The following is a 21,856-nucleotide window of genomic DNA, read 5'->3' as shown; positions in this document are numbered from 1 at the left end:
CTAAGATCATATTTCACTGTTTTTGATACCCCTATCCGGGCAAATTCTCTATATATCCGCTCAAACGCGGGTGTCCTCAGGGTGGTAGTCGCGGAGAATTTTTTTAAGCAGGCCGCGCAGCGTCTCCGATTCTCCTACAGATAATGTTTCACCTACCGAGCTTTTAATTGCCACAATAGTACGTTCAGCTACTTTGTGAATCTCTAAGCCTTCCTCAGTCAAATAGATTTGCTTCATTCGTGCATCTTCCGGGTGACTTTTGCGTATTGCCCAATTTTTCTTAACGATCCCGTTAACCAGGCTGGTAACGCTTGATTTATCAATAAGCAATAGCCTTTCCAAATCCGTATTGGTGACTCCAGGCGAGACCGCCAGTATATAGAGCGTCTGCGATTGTGGGGAGGTGAGTCCCAAAGGGCGCAGTGCCGTTTCAATTTCGCGCCGGACAGTAGTGAAAATCCATTTAATTAAATACATCGTGCTCTCTTCCTCACAAGGAAGACAAACGGGATACACCTCACTTCCCATCTCACTACGAACCTCCATATCCATCTAAATTTAATAGTTTGAATTCCAACTAATTTTAATCAGCTGCCTACTTGGTGTCAATACTTTCGTAAAATAATGCTTTACTAGATAAGATGAATTTCAAATTACGAATTCATTCTTTATGGAAATTTATGTATAGTAAAAGACGAGCCTTGAAGGAAGCTCGTCTTTTACTTTATTTCTGTTTTATAGTTGCTTAGTCTGCACTCTTCACTTGAACCAGCGGGTATTCTTCTCCATCAACGGTAACCGTGCTAGCATCGTTCAGCTCCAGCCTTTGCCAAATGGTCAACAGCGTACGATAAGGATACTTCTTTAGATCGTACTCCTTTGTCTCTGTACCATCACCGGACGTGCTGCCTATGGTTTTATCGGCTGCTATACCACTACCCTCAGTAGAAATCTCCGAAGTCGAGCCTCCGTCCGTGTTGCCTGTCACTGCTCCAGACTGATCGCCGCTTGTTCCACTGGATGTACTACCACGAGCTGTTGAACCACTGTCCGTGGATTGTCCATCTGCTGTCGTACTTTTTGTAGTGGCGCTCCCAGTGATTACGTCACCGGATGGATCATTGTTCGCATTACTGGCTGCTTCCTTGTCGTTCTGTTCAGCAAGCGTAAAATTTTCGTATAAGTGCTCCTGTTGGTCCGCCCCGACAATGACGAGCTTCTTCGGCTTAAATTCTGCCTGCTCTGTCGATGTCTGAAACGCAAACAACAGCTTGACCATTTTCGTAGTGGACTTGGTATTAGGCACATGTGTCACTATCGCCGTAGGCTCCTCTTTTACGGGCACTGTAGGCTCAACAGGCTGTTGTACAGGCTTCGGAGCAGCAACAGGCGCAGGTGTGTCACCAGATCCGATCACCCCGGTTGCTTTCAGGCCGCCGAGCGTACCTATAATGACAATCAGCACGATCCCGGAAATCACCCCACCTTTACGAAAACGACGAAGTGTTTTGATCAACGGCGTGTCCGTCTCCCGCTTTGCTGCCAAATAGAAATTTTTAAAAGCAGGCTTTGCAGGTTCGAAATATTGACGCCACAGCGTTTTTTTATGCAGTCCCTCTCGTCCTTCCTTTTGGAAGAATAGAAGTAGCGCACGTCGATACGACGGTTCGAAACCGCCACGTGGCGTAGCAAACTCGGGGTGTTCTTCCGACCATCGGATAAAGCGGTACATCGTATCGTTATCCTTCGCCCATTTGCGGATCGAACTGACCAGACGAGCGAAGTCCAATATTCCTTCTCCCGGCCCGTCAGAACGATAGAATGCAGGCAACAGACGGGCAAAATGGCCTTCCGCAAGCTGCTGGGGCAGCCAGCCATAAGCCCAATCCTGTACCTTTTCTACTTCGCCAGGCTCCAGGCCGTCCAGCACCGACGGTTCCGGTTCCTCCGTATTAAACCAATCGTAAGCCGCAATCAATCGCACTGCTTGTCCCTTGAGGGGAGCAGGCAGCTTTCCAACCCACTGCACCAAATCGGGACGTGTAAAAAATGGAATCTGTACGACCTGATCGGGTGATATTTCTTTTAGCTCTACTTCGGTAAGTAAATACCGATCCGACGCTTCCTGCAGGCGCTCTGTCAATCCAGATTGCTCCAGCGGGGACAGTTTGCCTACAGCAGAGCTGCTGTCCCATTGACGCAAGCGTTGGTGAATGGCAGCCACAGCCTCTACTGGTTTTCTTTCGGCACGCAGTCTGCCCATCAATGCAGATTCTGCCAAAAGCTGAAAATCGGCATTCGCCGACACTTCGATATACCGACTGCCCCATTCGTGCACAACGGCCAGCAGCCCCTTGGCATCCGGTGTTCTTTTCATCTGACTGTCCATGTAGGGAATGAACAGCATTTTTGTAAGCGCCGGATTACCCAGCACTTTCGTAAAATATGCCTTGCCTAATGACGGATTCTCCTCAATCGTATGGTAAATATACGTGACTGCTTCCGTATTTCTGGCAGTATAAGCATTGTTTAGCGAACGGATTAAATATTCCACCAACCGATTTTCGCTGCTGCGTGCATGAACTTTATAATAGTCCTTGAAACTATCGACTAGACCTACATCTGGAATATATCCATCCTTCACCCGATCAAATTCATGATCAAAAAACGATAGAAACAGATCATTCAGCCTCATTTTACGTGGCAGCGAATCGGGTGGCGATAAATAATCAGTCAAGCTTCGTAATACAGCGATTCGTTGTTCGTTGTATAATGCCCGCTCTCCCTGCTCAATTCTGTACAACGTAATGAGCTCATGATAGCTGGATGGCGTCAAATCACGCCCTGCCTCCATACCTGTCAGCATTTGCTCGGCAAATTTGAAGAAATCATCCGGCGTCTCACCATTCAGCAACGTACGGACAATCCAGTCAAAATACGGCTGTCTCACCTGCTCTGCATCTACATTAAGTATTCGACTATGGTTAGACAGGTCAAATACAAAGTCCTTTTCCACATTCCGATCACCAGGACGCAAACTAAAAGGCTCAACGAACATCAAGTGAATGCCTTTTCTGCTGTTCGGTTCCTGTGCATATGTAAGAAATCCGAGTCTGTTCCGAAATGCATAAGGCAGTGCCGCATACAGCACACCCAGTAGCTGCTTGGCTGAAGATCCGACTGCTTCTACAGGAACATTCAGCGCTACATATACCTTTTTGCGACCCGCTGCGGACATCATGACTGCGTATAAAAGCTGTTTGAACACTTCTTCGCTCAGCTGCAATTGAGCCAGCACTGTAGACGGGTCAACAGCTGGAAATACACTTCCACCCGGTAGACGCTCCAATTCCGGTAAATCCGTTCCCTGCTCAATATCATAGGTATCAACAAAGGATGTGTTCAGCCACTGCTTATAGTCAGACGGAGATTCACCATGTCCGGCTGGAATCACATAGTTGTGCGTGAAAAAGGCGCTCCGCAGCCCAGTAAAATCCGCAGCCTTATAAATACTGCGGCCAAGCACTACATCCCCAGACTCCGTCCGTACCAGATGCATGGCTTCTGGATAGACGCTTTCCTGCTTCTCGCCACGCGCCGTCAAGGCAGCAGGCGCATCATATACACATAAGGGATGGAGCACCTTTTTAATAAAAGAAGCATCCAATCCTTTGGAATTAGCCACTGTATCGAAGCCTTCCGTAGAACGGAAAATTCCACGCCGTTCCCGTGTGTACATCTGCTGTTGTATCAAATGAGAGGTAGAATAACTCACTGTGATTCTCTCCCCTCAATGTACTTCAACTTGTAAAGTAGCCAAATGAATGGCTCATCCACACGGATCGGACTAACCAATCCTTGCAGCTTTTGCTCCACTGGATTGCTACCCAGCGCGGAAACCGCGAAATAGGCCGTATCCGTAAAATATACATCCATCGTGCCCTTGAACGGCTTATCCACCTTTTCGATGAAGCGTCGAACTTCGCCATCAATGTTAGCGAACTCATCCAAATCCATATATTTGCGATGCTCCATCGGATTAAAAATATTGCTATTCGTCTTGATGTATGTGCCTTCTTCATCTGCCAATGCAGTAAGCATATCACTTTTGGTCAGGACGACAGCGGTCGGAATGTCCGTTTTCCCTTTTTCCTGATAAGCGATAAAATCACCGAACATCGTAAGTACGACATCACGCGGTTCATCATATTGCGAGACCCATTCACCCGGCTTATCGCCAAGATTAATCTTAATGCGCTCCCGAATAGAGCGAATTTGCAGTGGATCGACCATAAAGAGAATACCTGCTGAATTCTTAATATGCTGTCCATGCAATCCCAGATAGTCCTGATCTACCATTCCCTCACCGGCGACATCAAAAAATACCAGCGTCAGTGGCGGCTTTTCCTCATCCTTAAATACAAACTGGAAGATAAAAGGCTCCTGCATCTTTTCTTTTTGTGTCGATGTAAGCAGATCGCCTCGTTCAAATAGGGGTTCCTCATACATAGTGCGGAACTTTCGGCTGATCTCTGCATTGAGCGGCATGCAAGCCGCGTCAAAATGATCGGCTGTAACATGCTGCAACGTGTGAATCAGGGAGGTCATATAGACAGATTTCCCCGCCTGCGAAGCTCCAATAATGGAAATGATATTGCTAGGCACCTTACCCGCGGTCACGGGCAGCTCGTTATGGCAGTGCGGGCACAGTCGGTGACGCGTCAGCTCGCTATAACGGTCCGTCAGTCCTGTCAGTACATGATCAGAATACAATCGATGTTCCTCAGGGACATCATGGGGGTGCAAAATCGCCTCCATATCATGCACACTGTCCAAGCCAAAACGCTCCCGATATTTGTTCAACAGCTCATCTTCACCTAAAGCGTAGTCCTCGTCATCTTCACGGTGATGAGAAGCACGGAATACCACGTCCTCCGGGGAAAATTTACTAAAGCAATAAGGGCACACAATATCATAAAATAACGGCCTTGGCGCTGCCTGTGGCTTTCTTCTGAATAAATTACTAAGAAAACTCATCGGTTGCGGCCTCCTTTCATTCAGGAACTAATTCATATACCGTGCCATATTTCTGGCCGTCTGTAAAAAACAGCCGCACATATTCATCTCCCCCCACTTCAACAGCGGGTAAAACATTCCGTCCCGCGGCAAAGGGTGCCGTGAATGGATACAAGGTTCCATCGTCCCGGTCTGCGGGATAGCCCCCGCGCTTCTTCACGTAGCAAAGCGCCTCCTGCGGGACAGGAACTTCGGCTGTCACCTGAATCTGGACGGTTTTGCGGCTGCGAAACCAGCTTTTTTTATGGTGAACCGCATATCTGATTTTAGCCCTCCCTGTACTCAACTCCAGTTGGTTGGCTCCATCTTGCTGACAGATCACGTAAGTATCTCCATCCTCCCGAACAGCCGGATACACGGTATACCGTACGCGTCCAATGCCTTCAATTCGGTCACGATAGCTGCCAGCAGCCTTATACTCCTCGCGTGTAAAAAGTTTTAGGCTTGAAAAAGGCGGTAAAACTTCACCCTCATTTTGCCCATTCACACCTGCATCGGCTGATTGTTTCGCAATATATACCACGGCTGCGCCCTCAGGCCACTGCCAGCGTAACACAACCCGGTTGTCGTCAATTTTGTGGCTCAGCTCCGAAATAACAGGATCACCGGGCTGTGCTTCCCTATACTGCATAAGTTCCAGCCTCCCGTTCTAAAATCCACTGCTGCGTCGATTGCGCGTTGGGGCTTCCGGTGCCCCTCTCCGGCGTCCTGACGGCGCACCCTGACTTCCTCCACCGGAAGATCGGCGAGTATTTTCCGCAATCGGTAGAACAAGCGAAAAGACAGCGATAAGGGCTGCCAGTACGAGCGCTGCCACCAAACGAATCATCAAGTCGCCTATAGGCGAGCCAGATAATCCCTTTTCCAAAATAAAGCCAGCGAGCAAGCCTGCCGGGACTCCTCCAATCGCAAAATTCCGCGCGAGAAAACGGTTATCAAACATCAGCCCAAGAGCTAATCCTAATAGAACGCCGATAATGACCAGAGCCGTTACGCGATAAATGGCAAAATACAGACTGTCGGCATACTCACCTGTCCGCTCCGTTACCAGTGTGCGATCACCGATTTTGTTATATATTTTACCGAACGCCTGAGTAAGTCCTTGGGCATTAGCTACATTAGAATAAGTTCCGCCTGTCAGGTCAGCAATATTTTGCAATAAGGCTATACCATCCGACTCTGCCAGCTTCAGCCCGATCGTATTGATCGGAATCTGGCGGGCGATATAAGGAGCCAATGCCGTCTGGGTATCCAGCTCGCTAAAGCCGTCAGAGAGCATAATAACGAGAGAACCTTTTTCTGCATTGCCTTGGGTTTCAATCTCCTTGATCGTCTCATCCAAAGCAAGTCCGATCTCTGTACCGCCTGACATTATAGTCTGCATGCTATCGATTTTGGAATAAACCGCTTGCTTCTCTGCATCTGTGCGAATTGGAGTAAACGGCTGAACCAACTGGGCAGTAGAATCAAATGAAACAATGGCTACCCTCTTGTCTCCATCCATTTGGCCAATTAGACTCTTAGCAGCCGTTAGGCGTTCATTATCAGGATCTGTTTGCTGCATACTCCCGGAATTATCAATCACAAGCACGAGGTCCTGTACGCTCTTGCGCCCTTCAGGATTAACCTGATAGCCCAACTCCAATAGCAGACCTGCCACGAACAACATCACTAGCGTAGCAGGCACCAGTAACTTCCAGGATAACCCGGAGTAGCGCTGCCGCCATGAATGTCCATTTAACTGTGGCGAAATTAGTTCGCCGATCAGACAACCTAGGCCAATACACAGTGCCATGATGCCAAAATACAGCCCGATCACGACGATATGCGGCCAGTGCCCTATCAATTTGTGAAGAATAAGCTCTCCCAAGATGAAGCCTACTACAGCGCCCAGCAAGCCGAACAGCAATAGGAGAACGTTAAATTTACGCTGCTTCATAAGAATCGTTGCTTCCTTCCATCATTAAAGTAGGATTAATATGTGGCTACCGCAATTCCGGCAACCGGTCCACGTCGATTCCGTGAAACACGAAACCATTCGCAGTATATGTCTCATAATACGTTTTGCCGTTGCGGTAAACCATCAGATCCTCCAGATGGAAGCCGCCCATCAAATGCAGCTTTTCCACCCCGCTGCTGCGACGCTCATGTACAAAACCCAGCTTGTAAATACGCGAAGTAATGTCCACATCCATCGCATAAGGGAGAAATTCGCCTTCGTAGTCACCAAAGAAGTACTTTTCTTCATACCGATGCTCATGGGTATAGTCGAGCAAACGTACGTTAATTCCGCCATGTTCCTCTAACGTTTGATACAGTTTTTTAAACAGCTCATCCTTCGGAACGACCAGCCGATTTTCATATGCAGCAGCCACATTGGCACGCCGCAATAATTCTTCTTCGAAGGTCTGATTAAACGGCTGTGAACTGAGAATCAAGGTGCGACAGGTCTGCGTGAGTCGATCCACCAATGAGGACAGACCCCCGTCCAGCAATCCGGATACAGGCCCCATATGCCGGGTATCAAAAAATATAGATTTCCCCCGCTTGCTTTCCAGCTCACGCATGACATCCTCCGTCACACGCTCGTAATATTCGAACAGGTTTTGACCTGTGTAACTGTCGGCCTGCCGAATACTATCCGTTGCAGCTTGATGCAGTTCACGCTCCAGGCTGGAAAGCTGTACTGTAATATGCTGCGCCTGCGCATGCCATTTTTCTAGTGCCAGTTCATAGCGGCGGAGCAGCTCCAAATCGGCTTGAATTCGCAGCATGTGCAGTTTGTGCCCGTAAACCGTCTCGGTCAGGTAACGAATCAAGCTTCGAACATTATGCTTATCCATGAGTGGCAATCGTTGAAAAGGTTGGTCCTCCACTCGTCCGCTATACAGGGTGTCCAGTTCAGCGGCACTAATCTGCAAGTCATTGGACGTATCCCGAATCAGTCCACGAATGGCTGTAAGCACATTCCCTGTTTTATTTTCATCCGTCCAGTCTGTCAACTCGAATAAGCCGATTTCAGGATATTCCTTGGCAGCTGCATTCACAGCCGACTGTAGACCTGATTCCGCCTGAAAATCTCCCAACCGTTTGTGCACAATCCGTTCACAGTTATCGCGGAAAAAGGCTTCGCAGCCCTGACCAAACAAGGCTTCCTCCGCCTCACGTAATGTCATTCGCTTCAACGAGCCGTAGCTTGCTCCGCTGGTCATCAGTGCGCTCATATCCGTGATCGCTTCATTACCAGGAACGAGATCATTTCGCGTGCGACCGCGCTCAGCAGCATCTAACCCAAAATAATTCAGCTTATCGCGTATGTCCCACTCTTGCTCTGTTCTCATACGCTCTAACAGCTTCACATAAAAGTGATACAGCACAGTCAGTGCGATTGACTGGTTAGGGCGGTTGACTCGGGAAAATCCAGCCGACACATAACCCTGCCGCCCGGATTCCGTCATGATGTTGTTTTTAAACGATGTATTGTTGTATCCCCCATCCTGTGACCGATAGGAATCTCCTGCCTGATAGCGATTTTTAAGAAGCTGAATATGGCAAATGATGTCACAGCTTTCTCGCAGGCTATTCGGCACCGTTACGCCGCGTTCGTTCTTGTCGGACAGCACATAGACGAGGTCGAACAACGGTGATGGAGCATGGGTTACTGGAATGGTCAATTTGTCCTCGGTCATATGAAGCGGTGCCGTAAACGTATACTCTGGACTCTGGATATAGTCCAGCTCCCGCATGAAAGCAACGGACGTTGCACTACTGTAGCCGAATTGGACAGCCTGATCGCTTTCATTCACCAACACATACAGATCCATTTGTACCGATTTAAAAGACTGTGCAAAAATATACTCCGCCAACAGCGTAATTTCAGGGATTAATACGTTCATGGGGTCATCCGCTGTCGTCAAAATCGACAAATGGACACGCTCGAACGAAGAATACAACCGACCGTAATCTGCCAGATGTCCACTAGCCCGGCGCAACGCGGTGTTAAGCTCAATTAGCTGCGATTCATGTGTATAAAAAGCCTGGTGCAAGTCACGGCGTATCGTTTGGTGGCCACTTTCCTCCGGTACCGCTATGGTATGAACAATAGCATCCACCGAACGATCTACAGCCGCATGATCTTCCTGCGAGCGGATCTGAATATACGTTACTCCCGTGCTGTTATCCCACTTGGTGCGGTTGATATCTGCAATGGTGTTCATCACCGGGTTCATGCGATCACCGATAAAAAGAAACACGGACGGGAAATGGATGCTACTGCGTCCATCTCCGCTTCCGATTAATTGGTCCTCTGCGGCTGCATAGTCAGCCGCATAACGTAACAGCTGCTCTCTCATACTTTATTTCAACTTTCTGCGGATGTCGTTTAATTTTCCAGCCATTTGAGCATAAAATGCATATAGTTCCGCTCCGTTAGCCAGCTCCACCTTTTCATATTCCAATTGATTGCGGGCCTCTGTGTAAGTCGCAGCCAGTTCATCCAGCTTCGACAGCAGTGGTGTAATATCCTCCGATGAAGTCAATACAGCATCACGGCGATCCGCCTTGCGCATTAGAGCTGCGAATTTCTTTTCTTCCAAACCACGGAAGTTTGTAAACACTTCAAACTCCACATAATTACGGCTCTTCATGACATTGGCAAACGGCTCCCAAGCCTCTTCCTCTTCGTCACGATCATAGACGTACAAAGCGCCTTTTTTCGTAATCGTGTCTGTATAGAGAGCCTGAATGAACTGATCCAGCCATTTTTCTTCATCCTGATATTTGCCCAGCAAAGCTTCCAGTTCAGCTGCTTTCGCTTCAATTTGTGTATATTTCGCTAGTTCTTCACGAACCACCTGTGTTAACTCTGGTGAACGGATCAGGTTTTCCTTCGCCATCTCTTCATTGATGCTGCCAAAGATGTCCTTGCTTCCGGCCTGCTCCAGCCCTTCAGCCAGCAGACGTTTCAACTCAGACCATGCTCTTTTTACCTCACCCAAATTCGGCTTGGATTCCTGCAAGCGCATATCGTAGCCTGCCAGCATCGCATTCAGATCTAGCGCATGTGAACGGATTACAGTGAAGCGGCTGCTCGTATTTTGATCGACATCCTTTTCCCGAATCACGCCAAGTGACTTGGCACGGTCAAAATCATTACGAATGCGGGCATTGTAAGCTTGCACACGCGAATTGACGTAAGTTTCGCCCCATGACTTTTCAGGAATCGGCGACGGAAGATTAGTCCAGTTGTTCTGACCTGTTTGTACCAGATGGCGGCCAATACCTTCGCGGTCAAGAATCGTTTTTTCATAGCTTTCTTCATACACTTTGAGCGGCGTATATACAAACAGAGGAACACCATTACGCGTATTGAGCCAGAAAATCCGGTTACGAACTTCACTCTCTTTAATAGTAAAGTGTGATTTGCCAATTGCATTATTTTGATAATTGCGAACGCCTTTCAGGATATTAGGTGACTGTACAGGTACTGAAACGAATCCCCATGACGGGAAGTACAAGTTGCCAGAGCTATTACTCAGATGAAACACAGGTACAGCTTCCTCATCCAGTTTGCTCGCAATGTAGCGCTCCACAAATTTTTCAATGGCTTCATCTTGCCCGTATTTCATGACGAGGAAATCTTCCATGGAACGGGTAATGAGATCACCGAACTTATCAGTCAAGAAATTGGAGATTGAGCTGATGATGTCCATATCCTGATCCTTCACCCATTGATCTGAATTTTCGAGCAATTCTTGGGCAAAATCACGAATCAAATCATCACCGTTGCGGTTATCCAGCAGCTTGGTCACAACTTCAGAAATATCCGGTACACTTACCAGATTCCAATAGTACGTTTTGTTACCTTTGTGATCGGACTGTTCCTCGCCGTTAATCAGCAGATCGCCATTCTTCTCGAAAATTGCGCTCAGCGCGTTCAAAATTTCAGTAAATACATTATAAATGCGGCTATTTTCCTTGTTCAACAGGTCATACAGGTCTTCATAAAACTCAATGAGCTGCTCTGTACGTTCCACATCAGCCCGCAACCAATATTCATTAATCTTCGCTTCAATGTACGCATTTTTCTTTTTATCCTTAGACACAAACGCGCTCTTGGCATCGCTCAGCTTTTCGTTCGCCTGCTCACGCGCCCATTCAATGTCCGTTGGAATACGGTGCAATGATTCACGCAACGTCTCAACATATGAAAGCAGCATTTTCAGCAAGCTAAATCCTTTTTCAGTATAAATCATGCGGGATACATAAAACGGCCCTTGCTCAGGATGGAGAAACATCCGGCGAATTTGATCCGTAAACTGTCCTGTAATTTCCCCAGGAAGCTGCTTCTTCGCCTTGATATACTCTTCACGAGCACGCGTCAGGAACGTTTGCTCCAGCTCGGTGTCCATATTGACCACTTGCATTTTAACGACATTGCTATAACTTAACCGTTCACTGTTTTCAAAGCCCGGAAGTGGCTCAGGTACACGGGATTCAAAGTTTTTGATCATGCTATCCAGATCCACGCCCAGCTTGCGGGCAAACTTCTCTACATCCTCTTGATTTGGCGATTGCTCGAACATTTTGGACATTTTGCCAAACATTCGATAGGCCAGATATGTCGTCATTTCCTCCATTGGCAGTACCGCCGAGGAAGCCCCGATAATATTGTAATCGTAGTTTGCCGGATACGCCTTATTCATTTGTGCGATGTTGGTACGGATATTGCTGATATAGTCATGAATGGCAAACTCTTCGCCCGACTGTTTTTCCTCACTCGCCATAAAGTTAGTGATGTTCTCAGCGGTGACATTCATGCAGTAATCATAAGCATTTTCCAATAGCTTGCCTTCCGTATTCGTGGCCGAAATGAGGTGGCACAGATTAAACGGTGGAAGCGGCGAGTTCACGGTCAAAATGTTGCCGTACTGCTGCTTAAAACGTTCACCACGGCTATCTACATTCATCCAATAGTCCAGTTCTTTCAGTGCAGCATAGCCGTTCTTTTTAATATATTCACGGGTATGCTCGCTCAGGCTTTTGTTCGCCAAATTAATATCCGGTGTAAACAGATAACCTAATGTATTTACACGGTCTACGCCTGCAGAGCCATAGTCGCGCTCAATAATTCCTCGGACGATATATGAAATATCTAGGAAAGTACCGCTTCCTGTACCACCGGACAAACCGGACAGCAGGAACACCATAAGCTTCTTGTTGGTGCCTTCAGACAGGGTTTTGATTTTTTTGTCAATGCTTTGTACGACCTGATTGATTTTGGTGAACAGCAGCAATCGTCCTGCCTGCCGCACCCCTGCCGCACCATTCATACCATCGGTAATGCTTAGTTCGGGAGACAGCCAATCGGTAATGTACGGCTCTAGAATGCTGCGGTTTTGCAGCAATCCGCCGATTTCCGCATTGGACAGCAATACAAACTCATTGATGGGGTCCAAACCAATCCCCTTGTATTTTTTGTTGCGGTCTTGTTCATTCGTTTCAAAAGCGAGAAATTCCACATTGTCCGGTTTATCGCTCTTTTTCTTGGAAATCGGATCTGCTGGAAGCTTGAATCTACGGTTAATTTGATATTTCAAGCGGAGAAGGGCATCAATCCCCGTACCTCCGAGTCCGATAATTAAAATAGGATTATCAATTGTATCAACTCTGATCTTATCGCTTACGATCCCTCCGCCGAGTGATACGTCTAATTGTTGGATATGCTCTCTAACTACTGGTTTCATAGATATGACCTCCTAAGGGTTCGTTTAGCTGTTTACTGAAATAAACTCCAGTAAAATGGTTTTGTCCACACTGGCTAACGGAATCGTCAGACGATCACCGTTTTTGAGTTCAAGACCGTTGCCTGTGTCAACAGCCCGTCCGGATTTTTCAATCGTAATCTCGGGGGTACTGCGCACAATGATACGATCCTGATTGGCTGGTGTGAACACGACCTTGTCGGTTCCAGCAAATTCCGGTGCCAGTTGCAGCAACTGGTGCAGATTAAATTTGCCCCGGAAGGTGTTCAGCTTCTTGTATTGCGGATATGTTTTTTCGCCGGTGTTCTCATCCCGGATTTCCAGTACGATTTGACCGACAAAGCCACGGTTGGCCTTTTTGACAGCCTTCCAGATGAAATACGCGGCAACCAGCAGAACGAGCAGTCCCAGCCCTAAAAGAATGAGTGGCATTAGCTTGGACTTTTCAGCAGGTGTTGTTGGCTGCGTCGTGCCCGTATTCGTACCGCTCGTCGCCCCTGCTTTAGCACTGATGGTTACAGGCTGTGTTTCACGGTAAAAGCTCTTCTCCTCTGCTCTAACGGTTAGTTCGTAGTCATGCTCATCTGGAATCGTATAGGAACCGGTAAAAGAATCCCCTGCATTAGTTAACGGCACCTCATTCGTTGTACCGGAATCCAGATCCTTGACCTTCAGAACAGCATTCATATTCGCATACAATTCCTGATCCTGGAGCTGCTGGCTATTGCTCGTCAGGTAGGAACGAATTTGAACTGCATCGCCTTTTTTGTATGATTTGGCTGACGGTGCGTCCATTTTCAGCTCCAGATCATAGTTAAACACCAGATTAATATCAATCTGATCCTGCTGGACTCCCTTGACTTGGAGCTTCCAGTCACCAGCCACAGGCTTAAGCAGTTTAATCAGCGAGTAGCTTTTGGACTTGGACAGCAGCACATCGCTCGAAGGAATTGGCTTGGTGTTGCCCGACGGGTCTATCAGTCTCGCATCCACCGGTTTTGAGGACATGATCGAAATGTTAGCCTCCAGCACACTATCGTTCGGTACGGTTACCGTTACATCCTGATAGTCACCGTTTGCCGTAATGGACTGCAAAGGCACCACTTTCAACTTCAAATTGCTGGCGAAAATTTCACTCAAAATGTTCGGCAGGTCATCCGCTGAGCTTGTAATAAAAGATTTGCCGCCCGTTTGCTGCGCTATGTCGGCGAGCTTGTTTTTATTCAGCTTTCCATTTGCATTCAAACCGATGGTGTAGATTGGAACGCCGTTATTTTTAGCCTCGGCTACAGCCTGTGCCATATCCTGATCGGATTGGCTTTCGGTTCTGCCTGTCGTCTTATTAAAATCGTTGTTACCGTCGGCCAGCATGACGATCATAGGCGCATGTCCAGCTGTTTTACCATCTTGCAAAATGCGGATCGCTTCCTTGACACCCACGGAGGTGTCAGTATACGCCCCCCGGTTCAGTCCGTCAATAAACGTCTTCAGTTCCTGCTTATCCGCTTCGGATGTAATATTAAGCAAGGCTTTCTCGCGCTGTACGACATCCGTATATGCTACAATCCCGACTTTGTCATTTTGGGTCGACAGCATATCAATGAACATTTTCATGGCTTCATTGCCAATTTTCCCAGGATCACTGGTGTTCATCGAATTACTTACATCGACGACCAGCACCGCATCCACCTTAGAAGCAGAGGGTGAAGCGGCATTCGCCATCTGTGGCTGCCATGCCAAAATCGAGGTCATGATCATTGTACATATGATTCCGATGACCAAAAACCATTTTCTGTCTCTACTAAACATCGCTTGTACCCCTTTGCCAGTTAATTCTCATTCTAAATTACAGTTGTACTCCCCTACTATTAAATTATAATGAGTTTTACATGAGCGCCAGCTGAAAATACTGCCCGAATGGTCTGAATCCAACCAAAAAGCCTGTTATACCGCGTGATTTTACCAATATCCTGCAGTAATGATATAATTATACCCCAACAAGGGCAATCGGGCACCAGCCTTCTCCTTTATACGACAAAAATGACAGTAGCGAAACCCGCCCATGTAAAATATTGAAATAAAAATCCAAGTAGAAAGAGGAAGTACACTATGATCTCATACGGATGTCTGGCGATTATGTTTCTTTTTGTCGCCATCAAATCACTAATTTACTATATACATAAAAAACGGGCCCCGTCGATTACACAAATCGACACCGAGCTTCTAGCACTGCTGAACCGGAGAAGTGAACGCAATGAATAGTTCCAAACAAGCTGTACAATTTCGCCCATTTACCCGCACAGAGCACGCCTTCCAAAAGCTAAGAGTCTGCAAGCGTTGTGGGCAATTTACCGCCCTTTGGGAAGAAAAGTGCACATCATGTGGTCGGGATACACTAGTTCCTGTAGAGCAATATGCCAGACTCAGAGCCAAACGTTATTTTCGTAAAGACCTTGCTGTCAGTGTCATATTGCTGGCCGCTACTGTCTTTTTCGGCCACTCACCGCAACAAATGCTTTTGTGCGGTATCGTCGGTGCGCTTCTTCTGCTGCCCTTAGTGCTTCTACAGCAGGGTATTAATCCTTATGAACAGCGTAGGCAGCTTATACGTCTGTTCAGAGGTCGTATAGAGCATATCCAGGAAGGACTAAACATTAATCATAAAAACGCGGTTGCCCTGCGGCAACTCAGTGAGCGTGTCTCCTATGAAATGCTGCGTGAGATGGCTGTACTCATTCACAATGATCGGATAAGGCTCCAGCAGGTCGCCCTGCTGCAATCTTTCGTTCTCCGCAAAGACATGGAATTAACGCTCGATCCCCTCCTGATCAAGAGCTTCGAGCCGCTTATGGTCAGATATATCGGAGAGATTGCCAGACTCAATCGTGAGCTGATCAAGGACCGGACATTCCGATACGTAGTCTTTTATGAGCGCCGTATTCTGGAATTGGCAGGGGGCGAAGATATTCTCGTCCGCGTAGCCAGTGCAGCTGTCCGTAAAAAGCGCTACGTAGTCACCCATGCCGCTTTCATTTCCAGATATGTACGCAAACTGCCAAAGGAACGAGTCCAGCGTTTATATCATATCATTCAAGAGAATCCGTTAGAACCCTTTGGAGATTTGGCCGATGAAGTAAAGATCATGTACCTGATGGAGCAGTATAAAAACTGATCTGTCCTAACACCCTTCTATATATGACGTCATCTCGATCACAAATCACTGCAATGAACCAGCAAAAAACCGTCAGGATCGCCAACGTGCCTCCAGACGGTTTTTTTAATTATGGATTATTATAACATTGTTATCTTTTTTATTGGCCTTGCAGTTTCTGCTGCGCATGTCGAATGGAAGTAAAGTTAAAAGCACGCACTCCCTTGCTATCATACACAATAATCTCTTTATTCAAATATGGGTGTAGACCATTAAAATATCCAGGCATAATGAGTCTGCGCATAAATAGGTTTTTACCCAGCATACGGGGTGAATTGGTCGCTACGACAAGCATTTGCTGGTACGCAGACCATGGGCTAGGTTGAATATATGACAGACAATACTCGCCTGCCGTAAAATCGTCGCCCAATGTATACCCTTCCTCCGTACATGTAATTTGCAGATCGGCTTGGTGCTTCTGAAGCAGCTCATGTCTGGACAAGCCCGAAGTGATACAAATCACGTTGCTATCAGCCAGTGCTTCCTCCGTAATATCATTAGAAGACACCACGGGATAATGAACACCGATATACGGATTCCAAGTTGCTGTTCGTGGGCTAGCCAAGGCGTTCGCCGTCCGTCTCACCGCCTGCTCTTCCTCCGGTGTAGCATAGCTGGATGGAAGGACAATGTGAAGACGATCCATATAAACGTCAAGCACACCCATACCGTGGCTCAAAACGTTTCTTCCCACGCTTTTCGAATCCACCGTTTTCATTTTGGCATCCGATTCTTTTGTAAAGCATCCACTGCTTTCTTCCTCCCGTTCGGCAATCAAACGGTATTCAGGTGAGGGGCGTTTATGTGACTGTGTTTTAACAAAGCGAAAGCGGCTGTATTCCCGCAAGTCCAACACGAAAATACGGGCTCCGATACGAACCTGGGCCAGCTCCAAGGGCATGACCTCTTGAGAAAGATGAATGATAAATTCTTCGGCGTGAACTGCCTCGATATCCAACTCACCTGTGGCACTCATTTCACCGTACAACTCGGCATATTCCTCATTTTCATCCATTCGCGTCAGTTCCAGCCAGTAAGCCCGGTTATGTCTCCCCCGTTCCGTCCGATAGGCAATACGCTGAGGTACGACATCTCTTTTCCATTGCATAAGCCATCCCAGCACGCCGTCCAGAAGTCTCAGCTCATGCGTATCCCAGTGATTAGAATGACGTTCTACTACACCTTTAAAATGATCAGATAGAAGCTCTGTTACAGGGGCTGTGTATGCTTGTGCAAATAAGTAATCCTGATCTCCGCATACATTCAATATTGGCATATTCAACAGATTTATCAGATGCTTAGGATGTGGCGCTCCAGAGATAACCGCAATAGCCGCAAACCGAGAAGGATAAGCCTGTGCCATCGCCCAGGCCGCATAGGCTCCGTTCGAATAACCCGTCAGGTAGATCCGCTCTTCGTCCACTCGGTATGCTTGCAGTATGACATCCAGCGCCTCCAAAAAAGCAGCTTCTCCAATATAACTACCCAACGTTACACCACGACATGAAAAAGTAACAAATATAGCTTCCTCTTCCCAGCCTTGCCCAAAACCTCGATTCTGAAAATCCGGCAAACCCAGCTCATATCGCTTGCCTGGCATCAGGACGATCAGAGGATACTGTCGGTCAGTCGAGTAGCTTCTAGGAAGCTGAATGGTATAGCGTTGCAAACTATTGTCCAAACGGGAGACAAAAAATCCTTCCCCAATTCCGTCATTAGACAAAAAAATGTGTTCTTCTTGAAGTAAGGATGGGGGCTGTGACTGTCCGGTATGTCCATTTGTGAAGATCTGTTTTAATAGCTTGATATATTCACGCACAATCCGGTAATCCCAGATTTCAAAAGGATCTTCCGGCAAATCCGTTAACCTTTTTAATTCTTCAAGCAGGCCCTCTATTTGTATTTTCTGCGTAGAAGGAAGAATATCTATAGCGCGGGCTTGAATGTACCGGTCATACTCTTCCTGCAAGCCCTCCACGACGACTGACAAAGGCCGCACAAGTGCCGAATACACAAAATGATGCTCCACAGCCTCATGATCCCGATATGTAACGGTGAAGTGCAGCATTCCCGTATTCCTGGCCTTTTCCTCATCCCAGTCATAGCTTTGCTCCTGCTCCCAATGTGCTGGAAAGCGATCCAGCTTTATGCCTTCATCATTCGTTACCTCGACCCATAACGTTTGATCTAAGGGAAGATCTATCCGATCCTTACGCAGTAAATAAAATAAGATCGGGCTGTCTTCACCCTCCCTGCCAGCACTTTTCTCAACCTCTAGCCATGCCATATGAAAACGTATATTACGGTCTACAAATTCACGATGCAGTTCTGCCACATCTGGTTCGTTGCATACCTGATTTCCACTGATACGAATAGAGCGGGCCTCCTCAGGAATAAACGCAGCAATGATAACTACCGTGTGATCGCCTTCCTCCAGATACAAGCGAAAAGGACCGGATTCCGCATATACCAGTGTGCCATCTATCCAAATTTGTCCCGTTCCTTCAAAGGGTCTGAAAATCACTTCCTGTGCAACCATACAACGAAGATTTGAAACCAGCAAAAGCCTTTCTTGTTCGGCCAAAGGCGGAAAAACACCTAGATTCAGTTCCGCAGTCCGAGGGTCTAGCTCGGTCAGTAATCGGCACGCTGCCTTTCCTCCGGCTGAAAGCTCTATTCCTTCTTCACCACAAGCCTTTTCCAAATTCCAATCCTCATGGGCAAAATAATTGGACCATTCCCTGCCCACACCGCAATTTTCCGGGAGCATGACCGGACCGACTGCATAAGCAGACCTCAGACGTACCGGATGATCCGACAGCACAGTTGTTGCTTTTTCCAGATGTGTGAACCTCATAACATTCCCCCTCCAGGTTTTTGTTTCCTCAGAGACGTAGTCGCGGTTATATCCCGTTTAACATTCAATTGAACTATATAAAACTATTCGTTATTACCTCTACGTACTCCTCTGTTCTTCTCAAAAAAGTAGCTATGATAAAAAACAAAAAAAGAGGCAGCCTCAGCTGCCTCTCTTGATCATTACGATTATTTTCTTACAATGCAGCCTGTAAGTCTTCGATCAAATCTTCCAGATCTTCGATCCCAACCGAAATCCGCACCAAACCTTCGGTAATGCCTAACTCTGCACGACGTTCTACCGGAATAGAGGCGTGCGTCATACGTGCCGGAACGCTAATCAGACTTTCAACCGCTCCCAAGCTTTCAGCTAGTGTAAAATATTTCACCTTTTTCAGAAGTGCAACCGCGTTAGCGTCACTACCTACATCAAAGGAAATGATGCCGCCAAAGCCTTCGGCCTGGGTTTTGGACAGTTCATGTTGTGCATGGCTTTCCAGTCCAGGATAGTACACTTTGCTAACCTTCGGATGTTTTTCCAAAAAGGCTGCAATCTCCTTCGCATTTTGCTCAATCGCTTCCATACGCAGACCCAATGTTTTAATACCGCGGATCAATAACCAAGAATCCTGCGGGCCGAGAATAGCACCGATGGCGTTTTGCAGAAAATGAAGTTGTTCTCCCAGCTCGTCGCTGTTCACAACAGCCAGACCGGCTACAACATCGCTGTGGCCGCCCAAATACTTGGTAGCAGAGTGAATGACGATATCAGCCCCAAGTGTAATTGGCGTCTGCCAATAAGGGGTAGCAAATGTGTTGTCGACGATCAGTAAAAGATCATGTTTTTTTACAAGCTCCGAAACAGCACGGATATCAGTAACCTTCAAAAGCGGGTTCGTTGGCGTTTCGACATACAATGCCTTCGTATTCGGACGAATTGCTTTGGAGATGGCTTCCAGGTCAGTCGTATCCACAAATGTGGATTCAATTCCGATACGGCTGAGCACTTTGCTTACAATACGGTAGGTGCCTCCGTATACATCATCGGTCAGCAAAATATGATCCCCTGCGTTAAAAAGTGAAAATACCGCATGAATGGCTGCCATACCCGAACCGAAAGCAAAACCACGCTTTCCTTCCTCCAGATCCTTGATCAGCTCCTCCAGAGCAAACCGGGTCGGATTGCCTGTACGCGAATATTCGTATCCCTTATGGACGCCAATTTCCTCTTGTTCATAAGTGCTTACCTGATAAATAGGAACGTTAACCGCGCCTGTATGGGGATCGGTAGGAAGCCCGCCGTGAATCAGTTTTGTTTTGCGTTTCATTTTATATCCCGCCTTCATATATTTTTTTGCTCAGATAACGTTCGCTGCTATCCGGGAAAATGGTAACAATATGTGCGCCATCCGGTGCATTTTCTGCTTCCAGTAAAGCGGCATGTAAAGCAGACCCTGAAGAACTACCAACAAGAAGGCCTTCACGTGCAGCCAGTTCCTTGACACGGTCAAAAGCATCGACATCGCTAATGGTGTGAATGGCATTGAAATATCCTTTATCCACAAATTCAGGGATTAATTCCATGCCAATTCCTTCTGTTTTATGTGGGCCTGACTCGCCGCCATTCAAAATGGACCCTTCCGGCTCCACGATGACCGTTTTAAGGGCTGCATTTTGTTCCTTAAGATAACGCGAGGTTCCCATAAATGTTCCCCCCGAGCCTGCACCTGCCACAAATACGTCCACTTTGCCGTCCAGATCGTTCCATATTTCAGGTCCCATTGTCGTATAGTATGCCTCGGGATTATCCGGATTACTGAATTGCCGTGGCAAGTATGCATCTTTTATTTCAGCAGCTAATTCTTTTGTTTTTTCGATAGCTCCTTTCATCCCCTCACTTGTCGGGGTATGAACGATGCGTGCTCCCAATGCCTTCATCAGGTCCTGCTTCTCTTGGCTGAACTTCTCAGGCACAGCAAAAATAACCGAGATATTATAATGAAGCGCTGCCATCGCAAGACCAATACCTGCGTTGCCTGCTGTTGCTTCAATTAATGTCCCCCCTGGCTTCAACTGACCTGTATTTAATGCTTTTTCAATTAGAGCCTTACCTACCCGATCCTTAACGCTGCCGCCTGGATTCATAAACTCCAGCTTCGCAAACAGGCGAATTCCCCTCGGTAGAGAATAGCTGTTCAGCTCCACTAATGGCGTGCGTCCGATGAGTTCAAGGGTATTTTGATATACATTCATAATTTCAAGCTCCTTTTAATGGCGAATCCAAAATAAACCAATGGTCAAAAATTAACGCCTATTGTCGGAGAAGTTCGCTATCATCTCCGAGAAAACATAGTAATACGGTAAGTATTGATGCAATAAGATTTTATGTGTATTTGAAGCTTTTGTCAAATGGACCAGTCACAATACCCACACCCCCTGCCCGCTTACTCGATATGATAGAGAAGATGTCACAAAATACCCCCGTGCAACATAAGGAGGAGTTCATATATGGGAAAGCAATTTCTGAAGATAGCTGCCGTATATTTTGCCCTCAGTGTGCTGCTTAGTGTAATTATTGGCTTGTCGGGTGATCACAGCCTATCCAATGTTCAGTCTCATACCCATTTGCTGGGTTGGATTGCACTTGGAATTATAGGTCTGATCTATGTGACCTTTCCTGCACTTTCAGTTACTATTCTGGCACATATCCATCTTTGGATGCATAATATCGGTCTGCCCGTGTTGATATTGGCGATTATAGGTGAAAATTACAAGGTTCCAGAGGCTGGAGTTTGGATCGTCATAGGATGGGTGTTACTCGCGGGGGGGACTATGCTGTTTATGGTGAATGTGTGGGATAGACTGCGCTAAAGCAAATAAGTTCTCTTCAATGGCCATAAAAATAAGGAGCCTGATCATGTCAGGACTCCTTGATATCTTCATTATATGT

At 47.0% G+C, this 21,856-nt stretch carries 13 protein-coding genes; 2 read left to right on the top strand and 11 right to left on the bottom strand.

Translation table 11 applies throughout. The annotated features are described in order from the left end of the window. Positions 1-60: 60 nt before the first annotated feature. The 8 genes from NLX74_RS19895 to NLX74_RS19860 form a co-directional block, all read right to left on the bottom strand. Positions 61-528, bottom strand: a complete 468-nt coding sequence (locus NLX74_RS19895; protein WP_254329751.1) for a MarR family winged helix-turn-helix transcriptional regulator — start codon at positions 526-528, stop codon at positions 61-63. Positions 529-745: 217 nt separating this feature from the next. Further along, a complete protein-coding gene (locus tag NLX74_RS19890; protein WP_254329750.1) occupies positions 746-3,775 on the bottom strand; it encodes a GAP1-N2 domain-containing protein in 3,030 nt (1,009 codons plus the stop codon). Continuing rightward, positions 3,772-5,037, bottom strand: a complete 1,266-nt coding sequence (locus NLX74_RS19885) for a TRAFAC clade GTPase domain-containing protein (RefSeq protein ID WP_254329749.1) — start codon at positions 5,035-5,037, stop codon at positions 3,772-3,774. Before NLX74_RS19885 ends, NLX74_RS19890 begins: the two co-directional genes overlap by 4 nt. Before the next feature lie 16 nt (positions 5,038-5,053). Further along, the gene (locus NLX74_RS19880) at positions 5,054-5,707 is read right to left on the bottom strand and encodes a beta-mannanase (RefSeq protein WP_254329748.1); all 654 of its coding nucleotides are present in this window, start codon (positions 5,705-5,707) and stop codon (positions 5,054-5,056) included. Between the two features lie 18 nt (positions 5,708-5,725). Continuing rightward, positions 5,726-7,015, bottom strand: coding sequence for a vWA domain-containing protein (locus NLX74_RS19875; RefSeq protein ID WP_254329747.1), 1,290 nt, complete (start codon positions 7,013-7,015; stop codon positions 5,726-5,728). A 46-nt stretch (positions 7,016-7,061) separates the two neighbouring features. Then, entirely contained in the window at positions 7,062-9,428 is a 2,367-nt protein-coding gene (locus tag NLX74_RS19870; protein WP_254329746.1) for a transcription initiation factor TFIID, read from the bottom strand. 3 nt (positions 9,429-9,431) lie between these two features. After that, positions 9,432-12,821: a tubulin-like doman-containing protein gene (locus tag NLX74_RS19865; protein ID WP_254329745.1), complete on the bottom strand. Its 3,390-nt coding sequence runs from the start codon at positions 12,819-12,821 to the stop codon at positions 9,432-9,434. A gap of 24 nt (positions 12,822-12,845) precedes the next feature. Beyond that, complete coding sequence (locus NLX74_RS19860; protein ID WP_254329744.1) at positions 12,846-14,648, bottom strand: vWA domain-containing protein; 1,803 nt, start codon at positions 14,646-14,648, stop codon at positions 12,846-12,848. Positions 14,649-15,093: 445 nt separating this feature from the next. Between NLX74_RS19860 and NLX74_RS19855 the strand changes: the two genes are divergently transcribed. Then, complete coding sequence (locus NLX74_RS19855) at positions 15,094-16,011, top strand: hypothetical protein (protein WP_254329743.1); 918 nt, start codon at positions 15,094-15,096, stop codon at positions 16,009-16,011. A 139-nt stretch (positions 16,012-16,150) separates the two neighbouring features. On the opposite strand, the gene NLX74_RS19850 is transcribed toward NLX74_RS19855, so the two are convergent. The 3 genes from NLX74_RS19850 to NLX74_RS19840 all read right to left on the bottom strand — a co-directional run bounded on the left by NLX74_RS19850 (position 16,151) and on the right by NLX74_RS19840 (position 21,159). After that, positions 16,151-18,907 carry a PHB depolymerase family esterase gene (locus NLX74_RS19850; protein ID WP_254329742.1) on the bottom strand — a complete coding sequence of 919 codons (2,757 nt, stop codon included), beginning with the start codon at positions 18,905-18,907 and terminating at the stop codon, positions 16,151-16,153. Positions 18,908-19,103: 196 nt separating this feature from the next. After that, positions 19,104-20,234 carry a bifunctional cystathionine gamma-lyase/homocysteine desulfhydrase gene (locus NLX74_RS19845; RefSeq protein ID WP_069291805.1) on the bottom strand — a complete coding sequence of 377 codons (1,131 nt, stop codon included), beginning with the start codon at positions 20,232-20,234 and terminating at the stop codon, positions 19,104-19,106. Position 20,235: 1 nt separating this feature from the next. Beyond that, positions 20,236-21,159, bottom strand: a complete 924-nt coding sequence (locus NLX74_RS19840) for a PLP-dependent cysteine synthase family protein (protein ID WP_071640731.1) — start codon at positions 21,157-21,159, stop codon at positions 20,236-20,238. 255 nt (positions 21,160-21,414) lie between these two features. Between NLX74_RS19840 and NLX74_RS19835 the strand changes: the two genes are divergently transcribed. After that, the gene (locus NLX74_RS19835; protein ID WP_254329741.1) at positions 21,415-21,777 is read left to right on the top strand and encodes a hypothetical protein; all 363 of its coding nucleotides are present in this window, start codon (positions 21,415-21,417) and stop codon (positions 21,775-21,777) included. The last annotated feature ends 79 nt before the right edge of the window (positions 21,778-21,856 follow it).

Origin of the sequence: Paenibacillus sp. MZ03-122A, assembly GCF_024213325.1 — a bacterium.
Lineage (GTDB): Bacteria > Bacillota > Bacilli > Paenibacillales > Paenibacillaceae > Paenibacillus > Paenibacillus polymyxa_B.
Note: the sequence above shows the minus strand (reverse complement) of the source record. Positions and strands in the feature narration are given on the sequence as shown.